17 protein-coding genes are annotated in these 19,421 nt (G+C 36.2%); 2 read left to right on the forward strand and 15 right to left on the reverse strand.

Features of this window, described 5'->3' with window-relative positions; all coding sequences use genetic code 11:
* Positions 1–15 precede the first annotated feature (15 nt).
* The 15 genes from dapE to rsmH form a co-directional block, all read right to left on the reverse strand.
* Positions 16–1,161: a succinyl-diaminopimelate desuccinylase gene (gene dapE / locus DYE60_RS05365; RefSeq protein WP_115316430.1), complete on the reverse strand. Its 1,146-nt coding sequence runs from the start codon at positions 1,159–1,161 to the stop codon at positions 16–18.
* A 237-nt stretch (positions 1,162–1,398) separates the two neighbouring features.
* Complete coding sequence (locus DYE60_RS05370) at positions 1,399–1,746, reverse strand: arsenate reductase (protein ID WP_115315606.1); 348 nt, start codon at positions 1,744–1,746, stop codon at positions 1,399–1,401.
* Positions 1,747–1,772: 26 nt separating this feature from the next.
* Complete coding sequence (ribF, locus tag DYE60_RS05375; protein WP_115315607.1) at positions 1,773–2,732, reverse strand: bifunctional riboflavin kinase/FAD synthetase; 960 nt, start codon at positions 2,730–2,732, stop codon at positions 1,773–1,775.
* Between the two features lie 12 nt (positions 2,733–2,744).
* A complete protein-coding gene (gene ruvX / locus DYE60_RS05380) occupies positions 2,745–3,158 on the reverse strand; it encodes a Holliday junction resolvase RuvX (protein WP_115315608.1) in 414 nt (137 codons plus the stop codon).
* On the reverse strand, positions 3,158–3,718 hold the full coding sequence (locus DYE60_RS05385) for a YqgE/AlgH family protein (protein WP_115315609.1): 561 nt from the start codon (positions 3,716–3,718) through the stop codon (positions 3,158–3,160). The genes ruvX and DYE60_RS05385 overlap by 1 nt, the downstream gene beginning before the upstream one ends.
* Complete coding sequence (gene rsmE / locus DYE60_RS05390; protein WP_115315610.1) at positions 3,715–4,452, reverse strand: 16S rRNA (uracil(1498)-N(3))-methyltransferase; 738 nt, start codon at positions 4,450–4,452, stop codon at positions 3,715–3,717. Before rsmE ends, DYE60_RS05385 begins: the two co-directional genes overlap by 4 nt.
* A 6-nt stretch (positions 4,453–4,458) precedes the next feature.
* The gene (locus tag DYE60_RS05395; RefSeq protein ID WP_115315611.1) at positions 4,459–4,938 is read right to left on the reverse strand and encodes a YbaK/EbsC family protein; all 480 of its coding nucleotides are present in this window, start codon (positions 4,936–4,938) and stop codon (positions 4,459–4,461) included.
* 81 nt (positions 4,939–5,019) lie between these two features.
* Positions 5,020–7,509 (reverse strand): DEAD/DEAH box helicase, encoded by a 2,490-nt coding sequence (locus tag DYE60_RS05400; protein WP_115315612.1) that lies wholly within the window; start codon positions 7,507–7,509, stop codon positions 5,020–5,022.
* Positions 7,510–8,436 carry a HamA C-terminal domain-containing protein gene (locus DYE60_RS05405; RefSeq protein ID WP_115315613.1) on the reverse strand — a complete coding sequence of 309 codons (927 nt, stop codon included), beginning with the start codon at positions 8,434–8,436 and terminating at the stop codon, positions 7,510–7,512.
* 79 nt (positions 8,437–8,515) lie between these two features.
* Positions 8,516–9,598, reverse strand: coding sequence for a phospho-N-acetylmuramoyl-pentapeptide-transferase (mraY, locus tag DYE60_RS05410; protein WP_115315614.1), 1,083 nt, complete (start codon positions 9,596–9,598; stop codon positions 8,516–8,518).
* A 9-nt stretch (positions 9,599–9,607) separates the two neighbouring features.
* Complete coding sequence (murF, locus tag DYE60_RS05415) at positions 9,608–10,990, reverse strand: UDP-N-acetylmuramoyl-tripeptide--D-alanyl-D-alanine ligase (RefSeq protein ID WP_115315615.1); 1,383 nt, start codon at positions 10,988–10,990, stop codon at positions 9,608–9,610.
* Entirely contained in the window at positions 10,983–12,476 is a 1,494-nt protein-coding gene (murE, locus tag DYE60_RS05420; protein ID WP_115315616.1) for a UDP-N-acetylmuramoyl-L-alanyl-D-glutamate--2,6-diaminopimelate ligase, read from the reverse strand. Before murE ends, murF begins: the two co-directional genes overlap by 8 nt.
* 2 nt (positions 12,477–12,478) lie before the next feature.
* On the reverse strand, positions 12,479–14,443 hold the full coding sequence (locus DYE60_RS05425) for a penicillin-binding transpeptidase domain-containing protein (protein WP_115315617.1): 1,965 nt from the start codon (positions 14,441–14,443) through the stop codon (positions 12,479–12,481).
* Positions 14,444–14,446: 3 nt separating this feature from the next.
* Positions 14,447–14,758, reverse strand: a complete 312-nt coding sequence (gene ftsL / locus DYE60_RS05430; protein WP_115315618.1) for a cell division protein FtsL — start codon at positions 14,756–14,758, stop codon at positions 14,447–14,449.
* A gap of 9 nt (positions 14,759–14,767) precedes the next feature.
* Positions 14,768–15,733, reverse strand: a complete 966-nt coding sequence (rsmH, locus tag DYE60_RS05435) for a 16S rRNA (cytosine(1402)-N(4))-methyltransferase RsmH (protein WP_115315619.1) — start codon at positions 15,731–15,733, stop codon at positions 14,768–14,770.
* Positions 15,734–15,886: 153 nt separating this feature from the next.
* Here rsmH and DYE60_RS05440 point away from each other — a divergent pair, with 153 nt between their 5' ends.
* Together DYE60_RS05440 and DYE60_RS05445 are read left to right on the forward strand one after the other, a co-directional pair.
* The gene (locus DYE60_RS05440) at positions 15,887–16,327 is read left to right on the forward strand and encodes a DNA polymerase III subunit chi (protein ID WP_115315620.1); all 441 of its coding nucleotides are present in this window, start codon (positions 15,887–15,889) and stop codon (positions 16,325–16,327) included.
* A 217-nt stretch (positions 16,328–16,544) separates the two neighbouring features.
* Positions 16,545–19,409, forward strand: a complete 2,865-nt coding sequence (locus DYE60_RS05445; RefSeq protein ID WP_115315621.1) for a valine--tRNA ligase — start codon at positions 16,545–16,547, stop codon at positions 19,407–19,409.
* Positions 19,410–19,421 lie beyond the last annotated feature (12 nt).

A 19,421-nucleotide genomic window follows, 5' to 3' on the forward strand; every position in this document is an offset into this window, starting at 1 on the left:
ATCACTCAAAAAGATCTATTTTAACAGTTGCTCTAAAATATTGAAATAAATCGCACCAGATTTTGCTAAATCATCACAATTCACACACTCATTCGCTTTGTGAATGGTTTTATTTAAAGGACCGAACTCAATAATTTCTGCCCCCATTTGTGCGATAAAACGTCCGTCTGATGTTCCCCCAGTAGTTTCTAATTTAGGGGTAATATTTGCAAATTTTTCAATAGATTTGACCGCTACATCAATCAGTTTACCTTCATCTGTCAAAAATGGATTGCCCGATAAATTCCACTCAATACGATAAGTTAAAGCATATTTATCAAGCAATTCTGCCACTTTTTGCTTAATCATTTCTGCATTGATTTCTGTGCTAAAACGTAAATTAAACTGCACATAAATTTCATCAGGAATCACATTATTGCTACCTGTTCCTGCCTTTACATTCACAATTTGTAAACTCGTTGCGGGAAAGTAAGCATTGCCATTATCCCACTGATAATTTGCTAGCTCATTCAACATTGGTAAAGCTTTATGAATCGGATTCTCCGCCAAATGCGGATAAGCAACGTGTCCTAAAATCCCTTTAATATATAGATTTCCGGTGATCGAGCCACGACGCCCATTTTTAATCACGTCACCAAATTGCAACGTACTAGACGGTTCGCCCACCACGCAATAATGGATCGGTTCATTGCGTTGCATTAACGTTTCCACCACTTTTACCGTGCCATCTTTTGCTGCGGCTTCTTCATCAGAGGTAATCAATAATGCCACTTTACCTTTATGATCAGGATTATTTTTCACAAAATCACGTGCTGCAATAACCATCGCTGAAAGTGAACCTTTCATATCCGCTGCACCACGTCCATAGAGCATATCATCAATAATTTCTGCACTAAACGGCGAGACTTGCCACTGTGAAATATCCCCCACAGGCACAACATCGGTATGCCCCGCGAATGCCACACAAGGTGAATTTTTTTTGTTTTCGCTCGTACCGTGTGTTGCCCATAAATTCAAGGTGTCATTAAATGGCAACCACTCAATCTCAAAGCCTTCCTTTTCCAAAAGCTCAGCAATCACTTGCTGACAGCCTTTATCATCAGGACTAATCGACTCTCGCTGAATTAAGTTTTGAGCGAGTGTTATAATTTCATTTTTCATTTTATTCTCAATAAGTTCTAAGATTGAGCGAGATGTTTGTAGGGGTGACATTAGCAAACGTAGTTTGCGTATATCCGCCCGCTCTTTAATAAGGACTTCTCAAAATAGCGGTCATATTTTCTCTAAAATTTGCAAAAATATTTCATCACTATTGCAACCTATATATTGCGGAATGATATACGCAAACTACCTTTGCTAATCAGCCCCTACATTCGTCAAATCAATATATTAGACTAACTATTTTAATAACTGAGTCGCATACTCTTTGGCATTAAAACCTAATAAAACCACATCATCTTTAACGGTGATCGGACGCTTAATCAAGGTCGGATTTTCTAACAAGGTTTTTAATGCAAGTTCACGATCAAGATTATTTTTAATCTCATCATCTAAATTTCGCCACGTGGTTGAGCGTTTATTTACCAGCTTATCCCAACCTAAAATCCCTTCCATTTTTACGAGCCATTCTTCATCTAGCCCATCAACTCGGTAATCGTGCAACGTTGCCGATAACTGATTTTCCGCACACCATTTCAATGCTTTTTTTACTGTGTCACAGTTTTTAATTCCGTAAAGTGTAATCATTTTTTTATCCTTTTTAGATTTAATTTCTATTGAAAATAATGTCGTACTGTAACGACATCTTGCTCAATTTGTTTTTTTAACGCCTCAAAACTCTCAAACTTAATTTCAGAACGAATTTTTTTCACAAAAATCACTTCAATACTTTGCCCATAAATCATCTGATTAAAATCAAAAATATGCACTTCTAAAAGTGCGTTAGTACCATTGATTGTCGGGCGATTACCGACATTTGCAATACCTTGTAATTGCTGCCCATTCAAATTGACTTTAACGGCATACACACCGTGAATCGGCACAACAAAACGATCGAGCATTATATTTGCGGTGGGAAAATTGATGGTTCGCCCTAATTTTTTACCGTGAACCACTCGTCCACGAATGGAATAAGGCTTACCGAGTAACTGTTCTACGAGGTGCAAATTATCCTTATGTAACGCCTCACGGATAAGAGTACTGCTCACGCGTTGCTCTTCAAAACAGTGGCTCTGACTATCTTCAACAATAAAATTAAAGGTTTTACCTGCCTGTTGCAATGTCTCAAAATTCCCCTGTCTTGCTTGACCAAAACGAAAATCATCGCCAATACTTAAATATTTTACCTTTAATTTTTCTACTAAAAGTTGTGAAATAAAATCTTGGGGCTGTAATGAGGCAAACTTTTCATTAAAACGCAAACACAGGACAAAATCGATCTGTTGCTGTTTCAAATAATGCAATTTATCACGCAAACGCATTAAACGAGCAGGGGCAGAAGCGGTAATATTTTGATCAGATTTTGCAAATTTTTGTGCAAAAAATTCTCGTGGGTGGGGTTCAAATAACATCACAACAGAAGGCACATTTAACTGCTTAGCTTGTTGATTTAAGCGTTGTAAAATATGTTGATGTCCGATATGCACACCGTCAAAATTACCAATAGTTAATACACAACCCTTTGATAATTCTGTGTTTTTATTAAGATTATAAAGTCCTCGAATCAGTCGCATTTTTATCTTCTTCTAATTATTTTCAAACCAACTTTCTAAAATCAAACACGCTGAAATAGAATCCACTTTGCCTTTGGTTAAGGCTTTATAACCACCTCGTGCAAAAATTTCTTCTTTTGCGGCAACGGTAGTTAAGCGTTCATCTTGCAATTCAACAGGTAAATTAAAGCGTCCATTTAAACGGTTCGCAAATTTTTTGGCTCGTTGCGTTAAAGGTTGCTCTGTGCCGTCCATATTTAAGGGCAAGCCGACCACTAATAAATCAGGTTTCCACTCTTTCAACACTTGTTCGATTTGTTGCCAATTTGGTATTCCGTCTTGGGCTTTGAATGCAGGCAAACCCTGTGCCGTGCCAGTGATACTCTGCCCTACCGCACAACCAATACTTTTGGTGCCAAAATCAAAGGCAATGATTGTCTGCCCCATTATGCTCGCCCCGCTTTTGCTAAAATGCCGTCAATACCGAGTAAGCCTTTTGCCTCGCTCCAACGATCCATATAACCCGTTTCAAACAAGATTTTTTCATCAGCCGGAGTCACAAGCCAATAATTTTTTGCAATTTCGTGTTCTAATTGTTCTGCTTGCCATGTTGCACAGCCTAAACAAACCAAAAAATGCTCAGGCGATTTCGGTGTACCGAGTACATCTAAAACATCGCCAGAGGTCGTCAGGTAAATATTCGGCGTGATTTCTTGGCTATTCATAAAATCTTGTTGCGTTTTGGTATGCAAAATAAAGCCACGATCCGTTTTAACTGGTCCGCCACTTAACACAATTTGATCTTTGGCATAATCACGTTGATTTGCCATCATAAAATCCATTTTGGCGAGCAATTCCATTACCGATAAATCCGTCGGCACGCTAATAACCAGCCCCATCGCCCCTTCATCAGTATGCTCACAAAGATAAATGACGGTGCGAGAAAAATAGTCATCGTCCATATCTGGCGTGGCAATTAAAAAATGATTTTTGAAATGTGTCGTCATTCGCTGAGATCCCCAAAGCAAAGTTGCAATGCGGTAATAGCTGCCAATGAGGCGGTTTCCGTTCTTAACACTCGCTTACCTAATAATACTTCGCTAAATCCTTGCTGTTCGGTCATCGCAATTTCGTCCGCCGACAAGCCCCCTTCCGAACCAATCAACAGACGCACACCCGCTTTTGGCACGTTGGTTAATTGCTTAATGCCTTGCTTGGCACGAGGATGTAGATTTAATTTCAACATTTCATCTTGTTCTTGACACCAATCTGTCAGTTTCATAATAGGACGAATTTCAGGAATAGTATTACGTCCACACTGCTCACAGGCTGCAATCGCAATTTTTTGCCACTGCTGTAATTTCTTACCTTGACGATCGCTATCTAGCTTGACACCACAACGCTCCGACCAAAGTGGAGTAATCACATTCACGCCTAACTCAACGGATTTTTGAATGGTAAATTCCATACGATCGCCACGAGAAATTACTTGCCCCAAATGGATCGGCAAATGAGATTCACGATCATCAAAAGTTTGCGATAAAATCTCAACGTTAACGCGTTTTTTGGTGCTTTCCGTAATCACTGCGTCAAAAATATGGTTCGAACCATCAAACAAAATCAGCTCTTGCCCCACATTCATACGCAACACACGCCCAACGTGATTCGCTGCATCCTCACTCAAACTACATTCTTTTTTCCCTGCTAATGGTTCAGGGTGATAAATTCTTGGTTTTCTCATTATTTATTATACTTTTACTGTTATCCAACTACGATTTAAATACTTAAAATAGCTCAGCCAATCCTCACGAGAGAGAATCAGCACCGCGTCATTGCGATTAGGGTGAGCGTCCCAGTGTGTTGCTTTCAACAAATCCTCATCTAAGAGTAATTGAACCTGCTGTTCGGGATCATTAACCAATGCAAACAAAGACACACTCCCTTTGCCAACACCTAATAATTGTTGTAATTTTTCTTCATTTGCCATACTTAACCGAGTGCTTTCTATCTGCTCAGCCAATGCTTTTGAATCAACCGTTTTGTACTCATCTGTGACCAACAAAAAATAATTTCGTCCTTTTTTATCTCGGAATAACAAATTTTTTGTTCCAATCCCAATGCGATCTTCTGGCAACAACGCCGCCGACTCTGCACAGGTTATACAAGGGGTAATATCAAACCACTGACAAGTAATATTTAATTCTTTCAATAAAGATTTAATATCCATTTGATCCTCCGCTTGGTTAAATAGGCTAGTAGCTCTTTTAATAGAAGTATATTTCTTACTTTATTAAACTTTATAAATGGTTTATAGCACTAATCTTCTTATCTCTTTTTTACATATCTCTGGTATATCTAGCATATCTATATTTAATTGTTTTAAAACATTAAAACAATTAATAGGTGTTGGATCTTTACAGATAAATTTTTTAGAGCTTTTAAGTTTTATACTCGTTAATCTTGATAAACCTAAAGATATTAAACTTAGTATTGTCTTATCTGATGTTCCAGATTCTAAATATAAGGGTAAATTAGGAATACTTTCTGGATCATAATCTGGTAACTTCTCTGAAATGACTATTTTTAAAATATCTATATAAGCATTAGTATTTATTACATAAGTATATCTAATATAACGCTCAATAGTTTTTAAAATCTCTCTTATAGATGAATTAATTTCTTTTTTATACTGTTGTTTATAATTTAGTATCATTTCTTTTATTGAAACATTATGAATCCAACTAGAAGCAATATAAGAATAAAATTGATATTGTTTGTTATTTTTACTTAAGAAAATATTATCAATGAGTTGAAAAATATTTTTTAAATTTAGATTAATATTTTTCTGCCCTATATTTTTAGGTATAAAATCATTTAAATCTTGTATTTTCATAAGTTCATCATACATTTTCTGAAGTTTTAAAGGATGTATAGTACAATGCTTCTTAATAAGTTTATCTGGTAAGTCTATATCAAACTCAAGCTTTTGTGACTCTACTAGTAATTTTTTAATTTTATCAAAACTATCTTTATCACGATATTTTTCTATATTTTTATTTCCTAAAATAAAGTCAGAATAAAATTTTCCAAATACGTGAGTATAATCATTACTATCTTCTTGATGGACGATACCAATTAACTGTTCCGTTTCATTAAGTATTGTTTTTTCAAAAAAACCTTCAACTAATTGAAGTTTTTCTCCTTCAAAGCTCTTTTCACTCCAGCTATCAGGATCGATACACCAAATATTACCTTGAAACTCATATTTCAATCGTCCAGCTCTACCAATTAAATTCAAGAAATCGGCTCTTCTCATTGGGTTATTATGACCTTTTTTAGGTTTATACAGAACAATATTCTTAGCTGGTAAATTCACCCCTTGCAGCAGGGTACTAGTGCAAAATATGTATTTCAACTTATTTTGACTCGCAAGTTGTTCTATTTCAGATCTCACAAAAGAAGGCATATTTCCATAATGATAAGCCACTCCTTTTTTTAAACATTTAATAATAGAATATTCATGATGAATATCTTCTTTTATAAAACTAATTAAGTCATTTATTTCCTTATCTTCAATATTTTCAAGTTCTCTAGATAAAGATAAGGCTTTTTTCTCAGCTTCATTAGCTCCATTACAATATATTAATGAAAGTTCTCCATCTTTTGTGATCTGTTTTGCTAATTCTATGAGTTTGTCAACGTTTCTAAACTTAAAATTTAAATCAACGCCTCCTAAATCATACTGTTTAGAATCTTTATTTAATAACTTAATATGGGCTTTTTGTGGCTTATTTTTAACTTCTGATATAAAAATAATGTTTTGTCCGACAGGAGATACTTTCTCAATAAAAAACTCTTCATGAAAATTTAAATTAAATAATTGACTAAAATAATTTGGATTTTTTATTAAGGGACTAGCAAAAAAAAGTTTAACATTTTTATATTTAGACAATAGTATCTCTATTGCATTCTGTAAAACTACGCCTCTATTACTTTGTACTTCTTGTGCTTCATCTACAAAACAAGTATCTATATTTAAGCTATCTTGCTCTAACAGAGTAACTAGTCTTTCTTGTGTAAGAATATAAACCCTACCTTTATTTATTTCATCATTATTTTCAATAATAGGTATTGTACGAACATCAACATTATCAATTAATTCAAATTCTTTAAGTTTTTCTATTATTTTACCGCTTAACTCTTTTATTAATGCTCTAGTAGGCACTACTAAAACTATTATTTCTTTATTATTTTTAAGTAATCTTTGAATAATTGCTAATGTAAATATAAATGATTTTCCAGCTGAAGTTGGAGCTGAAACACTAAAAAAATTTGTATCAGTAAGTACATCAAAAAATTGTTTTTGAAAATCGGTTAACAATAAGTCATTACCTTCTATTAATGAAATCTTATTTTCTATCTCTCTACTATTTATTTCTAATTCAAATAAAAAATTATTATTTCTGCTTATAGTATCTTTAATACAAGATTTTAATAACTCTCGATTAGGGAAATTTCCTAATCGAGAAAGAATAGCATAAGCAATAGAATACAAATTAGGATACTCTTCAACAAAATTTAAAAATAATTTTGTAATTATTTCATAAGCAATCTCTTGCTCTTCTTCTTTTTCTGATAATGCAAATACAGATGATATATTACATAAATTTTTAATATCATTCTCCGTAAGGATTATTAAAGAGGAATTATCAACAATAAAACCAAGATCTATTAAATATCTCTGTAAATCGTATTTAACAAGATTATCAATTAATTCTTTTTCATTTAATTTATTCATTTATAACTCATCATTAAATTTATCTCTAAGTTCTTGCACGCTTTGAAAAGGAAGAAAGAACACTTCAAAAATTAAAGTTTTTTTAGAAAACTCATCAAATCTTTTTTGTATTAATTTTGTTAATCTCCTTGATTCTTTTTCATATTCCTCTTCAAATTTATCTATAAAAGATTTTCTTGTATTTATATCGTTTAATGCTTTGTATTTATTCCAATCATAGCCAACTAAACAAGCATGATTAATTTTCACTTTATCCGCATTTAAATTATCATTTATAAACTTATATACTTTTTCTTTTTCTCCTTCTGTTAAATATTTATAATGAGTAGTGACCATATTACACTCATGTTTTTTTAAAGCGTTCTGATGAAAATTACCAATACTGTCAAAAATACTATCTAGAGCTTTTCCAATATCTTGATAAAGTTTAGCTTCTCCAAAAAATATATTTAATACATTATCAATTACTTTCATATTTATACCATCAGAGCCAAAACTTTCTAATTGAGGGTTTGTTTTTAAATCCATTTTGGCAACTACTTGTGGAGCTTCAAGAACAGCTTCTATTAATAACCATAAAATCATTTCACCAGCTTCGCCAGATGTTATTTGTGTATCATTAACCCACTTTCTAAATAACTTCCTAGCTTCATTATTTAACTTATTTCTTTGTTTTTCTTTCTCTATTTCACTTAAGTTATTATCTATACTTCTTTTTTTTGCTGAGAAACAATAATGAGTAAAATAACTAATAAGTGTCTCTACAAGTAAATCAATTTTTAAATCTCCATTGGGATTAAACTTTATATATTTAAAGTGTAAATTTACATCAACATTATTAATTGTATTATTATGTGTAATTTTATCAAAAATATTTTCATAATCTTTTTTCATTACAGACAAATACTCTTTAAAATCAATATTCAATTTATCCTCCTATATCCATAACAAATAACAGTATTATTTCTAGATTCCATTTTTGTAAAAAATGCAATTTTCAAACAACCTATCTCAACTTCAACGTCACTAACCCCACCAATACCAACATTAACGTAATAATCCAAAATCGCATAATAACACGTGGTTCTGGCCAGCCTTTGAGTTCGAAGTGGTGGTGAATCGGTGCCATTCTGAAAATACGTTTTTTGCGAAGTTTAAATGAACCGACTTGTAAAATTACAGACAGAGCCTCGACCACAAACACCCCCCCCATAATCACAAGTAATAATTCTTGGCGAACTAAAATGGCGATAACGCCCAACGCACCACCGAGTGAGAGTGAGCCGACGTCGCCCATAAAGACTAATGCTGGGTAGGTGTTATACCAAAGGAAGCCAAGTCCTGCACCGACAATGGCGGTACACACAACGGCTAATTCGCCACTGAATTTAATAAATGGAATGTGTAAGTATTGTGCAAAGTTAATGTTCCCTGTTGCCCACGCAATCAAACCAAAAGCAGAGGCGACCATAATGGTTGGGACGATGGCTAAACCGTCTAAACCATCGGTTAGATTTACTGCATTACTCGTACCTACAATCACAAAATAGCCTAAAACAATGTAGAAAATTCCTAACTGTGGCATAAATTCTTTAAAAAATGGTACAACTAATTGTGTCGCAGCGGTGTCTTTTCCGATTACATACATACAAAAAATAGCGACTAATGCGATAACTGAAAGCCAAAAATACTTCCAGCGAGCGATTAAACCGTCTGTGCTTTGACGTGTGATTTTCCAGTAATCGTCCACAAAACCGACGACACCATAACCAAAGAGAACGAACATCACAAACCACACATAAAGGTTGGCTAAATTTGCCCATAATAAAGTACTTACGCCAATCGCAAGCAGAATGATAATTCCGCCCATTGTCGGCGTACCACGTTTTTTATAGTGACTTTCTGGACCATCTTTACGTACTTCTTGCCCAAATTTTAAGATTTGCAAACGGCGAATCACTTTTGGACCAATCCATAAACCGATTCCCATTGCGGTTAAAAGTGCCATAATGGCACGAAATGAAATATAAGATACGACGTGAAATACGGTATTATATTTCACCAAATATTCTGCAAGCCAAACTAACATTGTTTATCCTTATTTTTCTAATTGTTTAACTAAAAGAGCGATAAGCTCTTCCATTTTTTGACTACGTGAGCCTTTTGCTAATAATACAAGCGGTTGTTTTTGTTGTGATTTTTGCAAAATTATCGGCATTAAAAAATCACACATTGCTTGTTTATCGGTAAAATGATGTTCTAAATTATTGCTGATTACCGCACTTTCTTTCCCAAAAGAAACCACCAAATCAAGCTCAGCGTCTTTAACAAAATCTGCCACTTGCTGATGACAAGCCTTGCTCTCAGCCCCTAACTCGCCCATATCAGCAACTGCTAAAATTCTAAATGCTGGATAATTTTTTAATACGGAAACTGCCGATTTTAACGAACCAACATTCGCATTATAAGCATCATCAATCAGTAATAAATTCTTATTGATTTCAATCGGATACAAACGTCCTTTCACTTTTGATTGTTGTTCAAGCCCTAATTTTACGGCTTGCAAATCAGCCCCAACCGCCATCGCTAACGAAGTTGCTGCCAACGCATTGCTGATATTATGTTCGCCCAAATAAGAGGAATGAATTTCAATCTCACCCTGTGGCGTACCTAAAACAAAGTTCGCCCCCGTTAAGGTTAATTGAATATCTTTTGCATAAAAATCAGCGGTTTGATTATTTGCTGAGAACGTCTGTGTTTTTCGCCCTGCAATCGTTTGTTGCCATAAATTTTGCCACTCAGGGTAATCTAAGTTAATAATCGCTACGCCATTTTCATTCAAGCCTTGATAAATCTCGCCTTTGGCTTTTGCGACACCTTCTAGCGAACCAAAACCTTCCAAATGAGCAGAGGTCACATTGTTAATTAAACACGCGTCTGGTTTGACTAAATTCGTCGTGTAAGCAATTTCGCCCAAATGATTTGCCCCTAACTCAACCACCGCAAATTTATGGTTTTCATTTAGACGTAACAAGGTTAACGGCACCCCAAGATCGTTGTTTAAATTACCAAAAGTAAACAACACGTCATCAGGGTAAGCGGTCATATTTTGCAAGATTTTTGCAATCATTTCTTTCACCGTTGTTTTGCCCGATGATCCCGTCATCGCGACCGTTTTCGGATTGATTTTTGCTTTAAGCCATTTTCCCAACTGACCTAAAGCTAAACGCGTATCTTTCACGATAAGCTGTGGCACATCAATTTCCATTTCTTGCTCAACCACAACCGCCACACAACCTTGTTTAACGGCTTGGGCTAAGTAGTTATGTGCGTCAAAATTCTCACCTTTTAATGCAAAAAACAGTCCTTTTTCCACCGCTTGACGTGTGTCTGTGCTAATGTTTTCCACACAAATATTTTCATCGCCAACCAAACGAGCATTGAGAATATCTGCGATTGTTTTTAAATTTAGTTTAATCATTGATATATTTCTTCACTTCTTCTTGATCTGAAAAATGGTATTTTTTCGTACCAATAATTTGATAATCTTCGTGTCCTTTGCCGGCAATTAGTACCACATCTTTTGGATCGGCTTTTGCCATTGCTTCTCGGATTGCATATTGTCGAATGTGCATTACCGTTACTTTTTTCGGTTTGATAAAGCCTTTTAAAATATCATCGGTAATGGTTTCAGGATCTTCGGTGCGTGGGTTGTCATCCGTAACGATCACTTTGTCCGCATAACGCTCAGCAATTTCTGCCATTTGTGGACGTTTGCCAGTATCACGATCACCACCACAACCAAATACACACCATAAATCGCCGTCACAATGTAAACGTGCGGCTTGCAACGCTTTTTCAAGAGCGTCTGGTGTGTGAGCGTAATCCACGATTGCGGTTGGGCATTCTGATCCGCTAAAAGATTCCATACGTCCACATACACCTGTTAAAAGCGGTGCGATTTCGATCAATTTTTGCAAATTGTGTCCTAAAACTAATAAGGTCGCTAATGCAGTAAGTAAATTGCTGACATTAAATGCCCCTATCAATTTACTTTCAATTTTGCCTTCACCCCAACTTGATGCAAATTCAATGCTTGCACCTTGCTGATTAAAGGTAATTTTTGTGGCTTGTAACCACTGTTTTTGCGTGATTTCAGCCTTTGGAACACAACTAACCGCAACGGCATTCGGTAATTGTTCTAACCATTGTTTGCCCACTTCATCATCAAAGTTAATCACTTTATGCCGCGTGTTTAATTCGCTAAGTAGACGGAATTTGGCTTTTGCATATTCGTCCATTGTTTTGTGATAATCCAAATGATCACGGCTTAAATTCGTAAACACTGCCACATCAAATTCTAACGCTTCAACACGGTGTTGCACCAAGCCGTGCGATGAGACTTCCATTGCACAAAAATCTGCTTTTTGTTCAATAAATTGCGATAAATAACCTTGAATTTCAATAGCTGAACCTGTAGTGTTTACCGCCTCTTGCATATCAGGATACAAACCATTTCCGATCGTTCCCATTACTGCCGATTTTCCGCCAATCAAGTTATGCCATTGTGCTAAAAGCTGAGCGACAGTGGTTTTTCCGTTTGTACCTGTTACCCCAACTAAGGTTAATTTTTTTGAAGGATGTCCATAAAATTCACCGGCAATTTGTGACACTTTTTGGGCGAGATTTGGAACATTTACCACTATACAAGCGGTCGAATTTTTTTCATTTTTTGCAAATTTTTGATCAAAAGTAACCGCTTGTTGTTCAGTATCTGCTTCACTTAAAATTAAATTTGCCCCTTGCTCAATAGCTCTTGGAATAAAATCTCGTCCATCAACTTGATGACCTTTTAGGGCGATAAATAAATCACCTTCACCCACTTGACGACTATCTAAACAAATATTTTTTAATTCCATTGAGCCTAAATCGGCAAGCTCAGGAATAATCGTGATTAAACGTTTCATTGTTATTCTTCTTTTCCTAAATTATCAGGTTTAATATTGCGTTCTTTTAGAGTGTATCCCATTATTTTTGAGAATACCGGTGCTGAAATTGCTCCTCCATAATACTTCTCACCACGAGGTTCATTGATAAGTACAACTAAAGCAAACTTAGGATCACTCGCAGGAGCAACTCCTGCTGTGTAAGCAATATATTTATCTACATATTGCCCTTTTTCCAATTTTTTGGCCGTTCCTGTTTTAATAGCAACACGGTAACCATCCACAGCAGCTTTAATACCACCACCGCCAGTTCTTGCAACGCTTTCCATCATATGAACCACATCCCTTGTAATTCGCTCTGGCAATACTCGTTCACCTATCACTGGTGGAGTCACTTTCGTGATAGAAAGTGGACGATAAATACCAAAGCTGCCCAGTGTTGCATAAGCTCTTGCTAGCTGTAATGGTGTGACTTCTAAACCATAACCGTAAGCAACGGTTGCACGTTCAATATCAGACCATCTAACACGATCTCCATTCGTTCCTCGACGCTCGCCTAACCCCAAACCAGTATCTTCACCAAAGCCTATTTTGGAATAAGTACCCATTAAAACAGCAGGAGACATTCGTAGTGCAAGACGACTCACCCCCACATTACTTGATTTTTGTAAGATACCTTCAAGAGAGAGTTGTTCTCTTGGTGCTACATCGTGAATGCGATGTCCATTCACAATAAAAGGGCGTGTGTTAATCACTTCATCACGATAAGTAACCCCATTTTGTAATGCAGTTAAAACCACAAAAGGTTTAACCGTTGAACCTGGTTCAAAGGTATCTGTAATTGCTCTATTTCGTGCTAATTCAGATTTATATTTTGAACGATCATTAGGATTAAATGATGGTGCATTCGCCATTGCTAAAATTTCACCTGTCTGAATATCAACCAAAACCGCCGTGCCAGATTTCGCTCTATTTTCCATCACTGCTTTCTTGATTTCTTGATAAACCATCATCTGCAATTCTTCATCAATACTCAATATGACATCTTGTGGATCTTGTTGCTTTTCAGCGTGAATGTTTTCAATGACATTCCCCCTAAAATCCCGACGAATTATCTTTTTACCGTTTTTTCCAACAAGCTGAGCATCAAAACTTCGCTCTAACCCTTCTATTCCTTCTTTATTGTCAACATCAGTAAAACCAATTAGTTGCGAGGTTGCCTCCGCTAATGGATAAACTCGGCTATACTCTTTTTTCAATACCAATGCACTAATCTGTAACTGTTTTACGTAGTTAGCAATATCTTCTGAACGATGACGCGTAATATACATAAAACGCTGACGTGAGTGTTTGTAAATTTTTGCCATCAAGCGTCCATAACTTGTCCCCGCTTCCTTTGCCAACTTATTCATTTTTATTTTTTCTATTTTTGCTGCTTCTTTATCCAGAGCGACAAAAGCGGAATAAGGATTATTATGCACTTTTGTAAGCAATAAATTATAATTAAGCCCTGTTACTTGTGCTAACAGCTCCCAGTATCTATTATCACTAGGGTTTAAAATAGAACGCACGCTATATTTTGGCTTTCTATTTTGAGCGAGAAATTTACTTAAATTAGTTTTAATGCCACTTGCTGAAGCACCTACTTCCATCGCTAGCACTTTCCAACGTGTATTATCACGCTTAATCAGTGTTTCAAAATAAACTTTTGGATCGAGGGTGATCGCATAACGGAAATCGCTCACAGAAAGTAAACGCTTATTACGATCTAAAATTCTTCCACGTGTAAATTCCAGAGTCTGAGTACGAATAGAACGATCATTTGCTTTTTCAATGAGATTTTCTGAATCATAAATCTGAATGTAAGCAACTTTTCCAACCAGAGCAATAACAAGTAAAAAAAGAAAAAAATAGACAGTTTTAAAGCGATTCGATAAATAACTTTTGGTTGGTTTGGATTGTTTCGGAGGTTGATTTGGCTTTATCATTATTTACTCAACTATAATTATTTCTTGATCTTTTGAAATTGGTCGCATTCCGAAGCTTTTTGCTTTTGCTTCAACGGCTTGCTTAAATGTTTTATTATTTTCTTCTAACTGCATATGCAAATATTGATCATTCAATTTATTTTTATAAGCAATTAAATGCTCTTTTTCACTGATCAATAAACGCGTCTGATGTGTCAGCCAAACGGTAACCACACCAGTAATCGTAAGAAGTAATAACAAAAAAAGGGCTAATTTATTATGATTGATCAAATCATCAAAAATTACTTGTCTTAATGGGTAGCGTTCACTTGCCATTTTGAATCCTTATTCTTGTATTTGTTTTTCTGCCACACGCTTTTCTGCTATACGTAGCACAGCGCTGCGTGAACGAGGGTTTACATCAATTTCTTGTTGTGATGGCTTAATTGCTTTGCCAATCGTTTTTAATGGAATATCTTTATTTAATTCACTTTCTAAAATCGGCAATCCTTTTGGAATTGACTTACCCTTACTATTCTTACGCATAAACTGTTTAACCATTCGGTCTTCCAACGAATGAAAACTAATAATAGAAAGTCGTCCTGCTTGATTAAGTACACTCAGGGCTGAGTTTAATGCTTTTTCTAATTCATCAAGTTCACTGTTGATATAAATACGGATCGCCTGAAAAGAACGTGTCGCAGGGTGTTTATGCTTATCTTTAAAAGGCACTGCTTCTGAAATAATTTGAGCCAATTGCAAGGTACGCGAAATTTTTTCAATATTCGATTTATTATAATTCACAATCGCTGTCGCAATACGCTTCGCAAAACGCTCCTCACCAAAGGTTTTTAATACCCAAGTTAAATCTTCAATAGACACCTGAGCCAACCATTCCATTGCGGATAAACCTTTTGTGGTATCCATTCGCATATCCAACGGACCGTCTTTCATAAAGCTAAAGCCTCGTTCCGCCTCATCAAGTTGTGGTGACGAAACCCCAAGATCCAGCAAAATACCGTCAATTTTGCCTGTTAATTGTAATTTTTCACAAATTTCAGGAATAAAAGAAAACGCATTGTGTTCAATATGAAAGCGAGGATCAGAAATTGTTTCAGCCTCCGCAATCGCTCGAGGATCACGATCAATACCAATCAAACGTCCCTTTTCACCTAATTGACTTAAAATCAATCGAGAATGACCGCCACGCCCAAAAGTACCATCAATATAAATACCATCAGGTTTAATTGCTAATCCGTCCACTGCTTCATTTAATAAAACAGTGATATGTTGGGGGGTATTGCTCGTCATTTTGTGTACCAATTAGTTAAAAGTGAATTCAGAACTAGAAATTTTAACCCTTTACACCTGATACGACAAGCGATTTTACCCACCTTTTGCCTGTGTACATTTTTATTCTATTCCGTTAGAATTACCCTTTATTTTCAATAACACAAAAAATCTGTGAAAAAAGCGACGTTTTATCTTCTTCAACAACAAAAAATCGGCGAATATGATGCAATTATTTCTGTCGCCTGTGATTTGGCCGCAACTGCGTGGCGTTCAGGCAAGCGAGTGTTAATCAGTTGTGAAACCGAAGAGCAAGCCCTTGATATTGATGAAGCATTATGGGCAAGAGATCCTGAACAATTTGTACCGCATAATTTATCGGGCGAAAGCACCACTTACGCGACACCTATTGAAGTCAGTTGGAAAGAAAAACGCAACACGCAACGCAGGGATTTATTGATTAACTTACAAAATCAAGTACCGAGTTTTATCAGCAGTTTTAATCAGATTTTTGATTTTGTCCCTGTTGAAGAAACTCAAAAAGCCCAAGCTCGCGAACGCTATAAACAACTTCGCCAAATGGGTTGGCAGTTAGAAACTGAAAAAATCGATTAAAGATTTAAAACAAGCGGTGATATTTTTATAAGAATTTGCAAAATATTATAAAAATATCACCGCTTAAAAAACTAACACCGTAGGGGAGGATTGAATGAGCGTAGCGAATGGAATATCCTCCCGAAAAATAGAAATTAACGTGCGGGAGAATATACGCAAACACGTTTGCTAATACTCCCCTACAACGATTTAGAAAACAGAAAATAGAGAAACCACAATGACACAAAAATTTGAAATGGCAGATCGTTTTAATGCCAGCGCAGTAGAACAAGCACTTTATAAACACTGGGAAGAAAGTGGTTATTTTAAACCGACAATGACGGAAAATAATCCAAGCTTTTCAATCGCAATCCCACCGCCAAATGTAACAGGTAGCTTACATATGGGACACGCATTCCAACAAACTTTAATGGATACGTTGATCCGCTTTAATCGTATGGAAGGCAATAATACCCTTTGGCAAGCAGGAACTGACCACGCGGGTATCGCAACACAAATGGTGGTTGAGCGTAAGATCGCAGCAGAAGAAAACAAAACACGCCACGATTATGGACGTGATGCGTTTATTGATAAAATTTGGGAATGGAAAGCACAATCAGGTGGCACTATTTCTGAGCAAATGAAACGTTTAGGTAACTCAGTAGACTGGGAACGTGAGCGTTTTACAATGGACGAAAGTCTATCAGAAGCAGTGAAAGAAGTATTCGTTCGCTTACACGAAGAAGGCTTGATTTATCGTGGTAAACGCCTTGTAAACTGGGATCCAAAACTTCACACTGCGATTTCAGATTTAGAAGTTGAAAACAAAGAGTCAAAAGGCTCTATGTGGCATTTCCGCTATCCATTAGCGAACGGCGAGAAAACCGCAGACGGTAAAGATTATGTGATTATTGCCACTACTCGTCCTGAAACAATGCTTGGCGACACGGCAATTGCGGTACACCCAGAAGATGAGCGTTATCAAGCGTTAATCGGTAAAACCGTTTTATTACCATTAGTAAACCGTGAAATCCCAATTATTGCCGATGATTACGTAGAAAAAGAATTTGGAACAGGTGTGGTTAAAATTACCCCTGCTCACGATTTTAACGACTACGAAGTGGGTAAACGCCATAATTTACCGATGATCAACATTATGACGATCAATGCGGATATCCGTGATGTACCAGAAGTGGTGGGATCAAACGGTAAAGAATTAGCTGATTTTAACGCTGAAATTCCTACGGATTTTCGTGGCTTAGAGCGTTTTGTTGCACGTAAAAAAGTGGTTGCTGATTTAGACGCATTAGGCTTATTAGAAAAAATTGAACCACACGAATTAAAAGTGCCTTATGGCGATCGTGGTGGTGTGCCGATTGAACCAATGCTAACGGATCAATGGTATGTTGCAGTACAAGAATTAGCTAAACCTGCGATTGAAGCAGTGGAAAATGGCGATATTCAATTCGTGCCAAAACAGTATGAAAACTTATATTTCTCGTGGATGCGTGATTTACAAGACTGGTGTATTTCTCGTCAATTATGGTGGGGACACCGCATTCCTGCGTGGTATGATGAGCAAGGTAATGTTTACGTGGGTCGTGATGAAGCAGAAGTGCGTCAAAAGCACAATATTGCTGAAAATATCACATTACGCCAAGATGATGACGTGCTTGATACCTGGTTCTCATCAGCACTTTGGACGTTCTCAACCTTGGGGTGGCCAAAACAAACGCCTGAATTAAAAATGTTCCATTCAACAGATGTGTTGATTACTGGTTTTGACATTATTTTCTTCTGGGTTGCACGTATGATTATGATGACGTTGCACTTTGTGAAAGATGAAAATGGCAAACCGCAAGTACCATTCAAAACTGTGTATGTAACAGGCTTAATTCGTGATGAAAATGGTCAAAAAATGTCAAAATCTAAAGGTAACGTACTTGATCCATTAGATATGATTGACGGTATTGATTTAGAATCCCTTGTTGAAAAACGTACTGGCAATATGATGCAACCACAAATGGCAGCGAAAATTGAGAAATCAACTCGCAAGCAGTTTGAAGACGGTATTGCCGCTCACGGAACGGACGCATTACGCTTTACCCTTTCTGCCTTAGCAACCAACGGACGTGATATCAACTGGGATATGAAACGCCTTGAAGGCTATCGTAATTTCTGTAACAAATTATGGAATGCGAGCCGTTTTGTGCTAACTAATGAAAAATTAGATTTAAGTGAAGGCGAGATCGAATATTCTGTGGCAGATCGTTGGATCGAATCGGAATTTAACCGCACCGTTGAAACATTTAGAAACAGCTTAAAACAGTTCCGTTTTGACCTGTGTGCAACGGCAATTTACGAATTCACTTGGAACCAATTCTGCGACTGGTATTTAGAATTAACTAAGCCTGTTTTTGCAAACGGCACACAAGCTCAAATTCGTGGTGCAAGCTATACCTTGATTAACGTTTTAGAAAAATTATTACGTTTATCACACCCAATGATGCCATTTATTACCGAAGAAATTTGGCAAAAAGTGAAAGGTTTTGCAGACATTGAAGCTGACACCATTATGCTACAAGCATTCCCACAAGTAGAATCTGAATTAACAGATCTTGATGCAGAAAAATCAATGAACTGGTTAAAAGACGTGGTAACGGCAGTGCGTAATATCCGTGCAGAAAGCAACATTGCACCAAGCAAAGCATTAACTTTATTATTCAGAAATGCGACTGAAAATGACCGCTTAATGTTAGCGGAAAATGAAGTGCTATTAAAAGCAATTGCTAAACTTGATGAAGTGAATTTGCTAAATGCTGATGAAAAAGCACCGCTTAGCGTAGCAAAATTAGTGGGTAATACCGAAGTGTTAGTGCCAATGGCAGATTTCATCAACAAAGATGCTGAGCTTACTCGCTTAAACAAAGAGATCGAGAAATATCATAACGAAATCAGTCGTATTGAGAAAAAACTCGGTAATGAAGCCTTTGTTGCCAAAGCACCAGCACAAGTTATTGAAAAAGAAAAAACCAAAATGGCAGATTACCAAACTGGCTTAGAAAAATTACAAGTTCAATATAAAGAAATTGAAGCATTGTAATTAAGTGAAACT

This window comes from Phocoenobacter uteri, assembly GCF_900454895.1.
GTDB classification, from domain to species: domain Bacteria; phylum Pseudomonadota; class Gammaproteobacteria; order Enterobacterales; family Pasteurellaceae; genus Phocoenobacter; species Phocoenobacter uteri.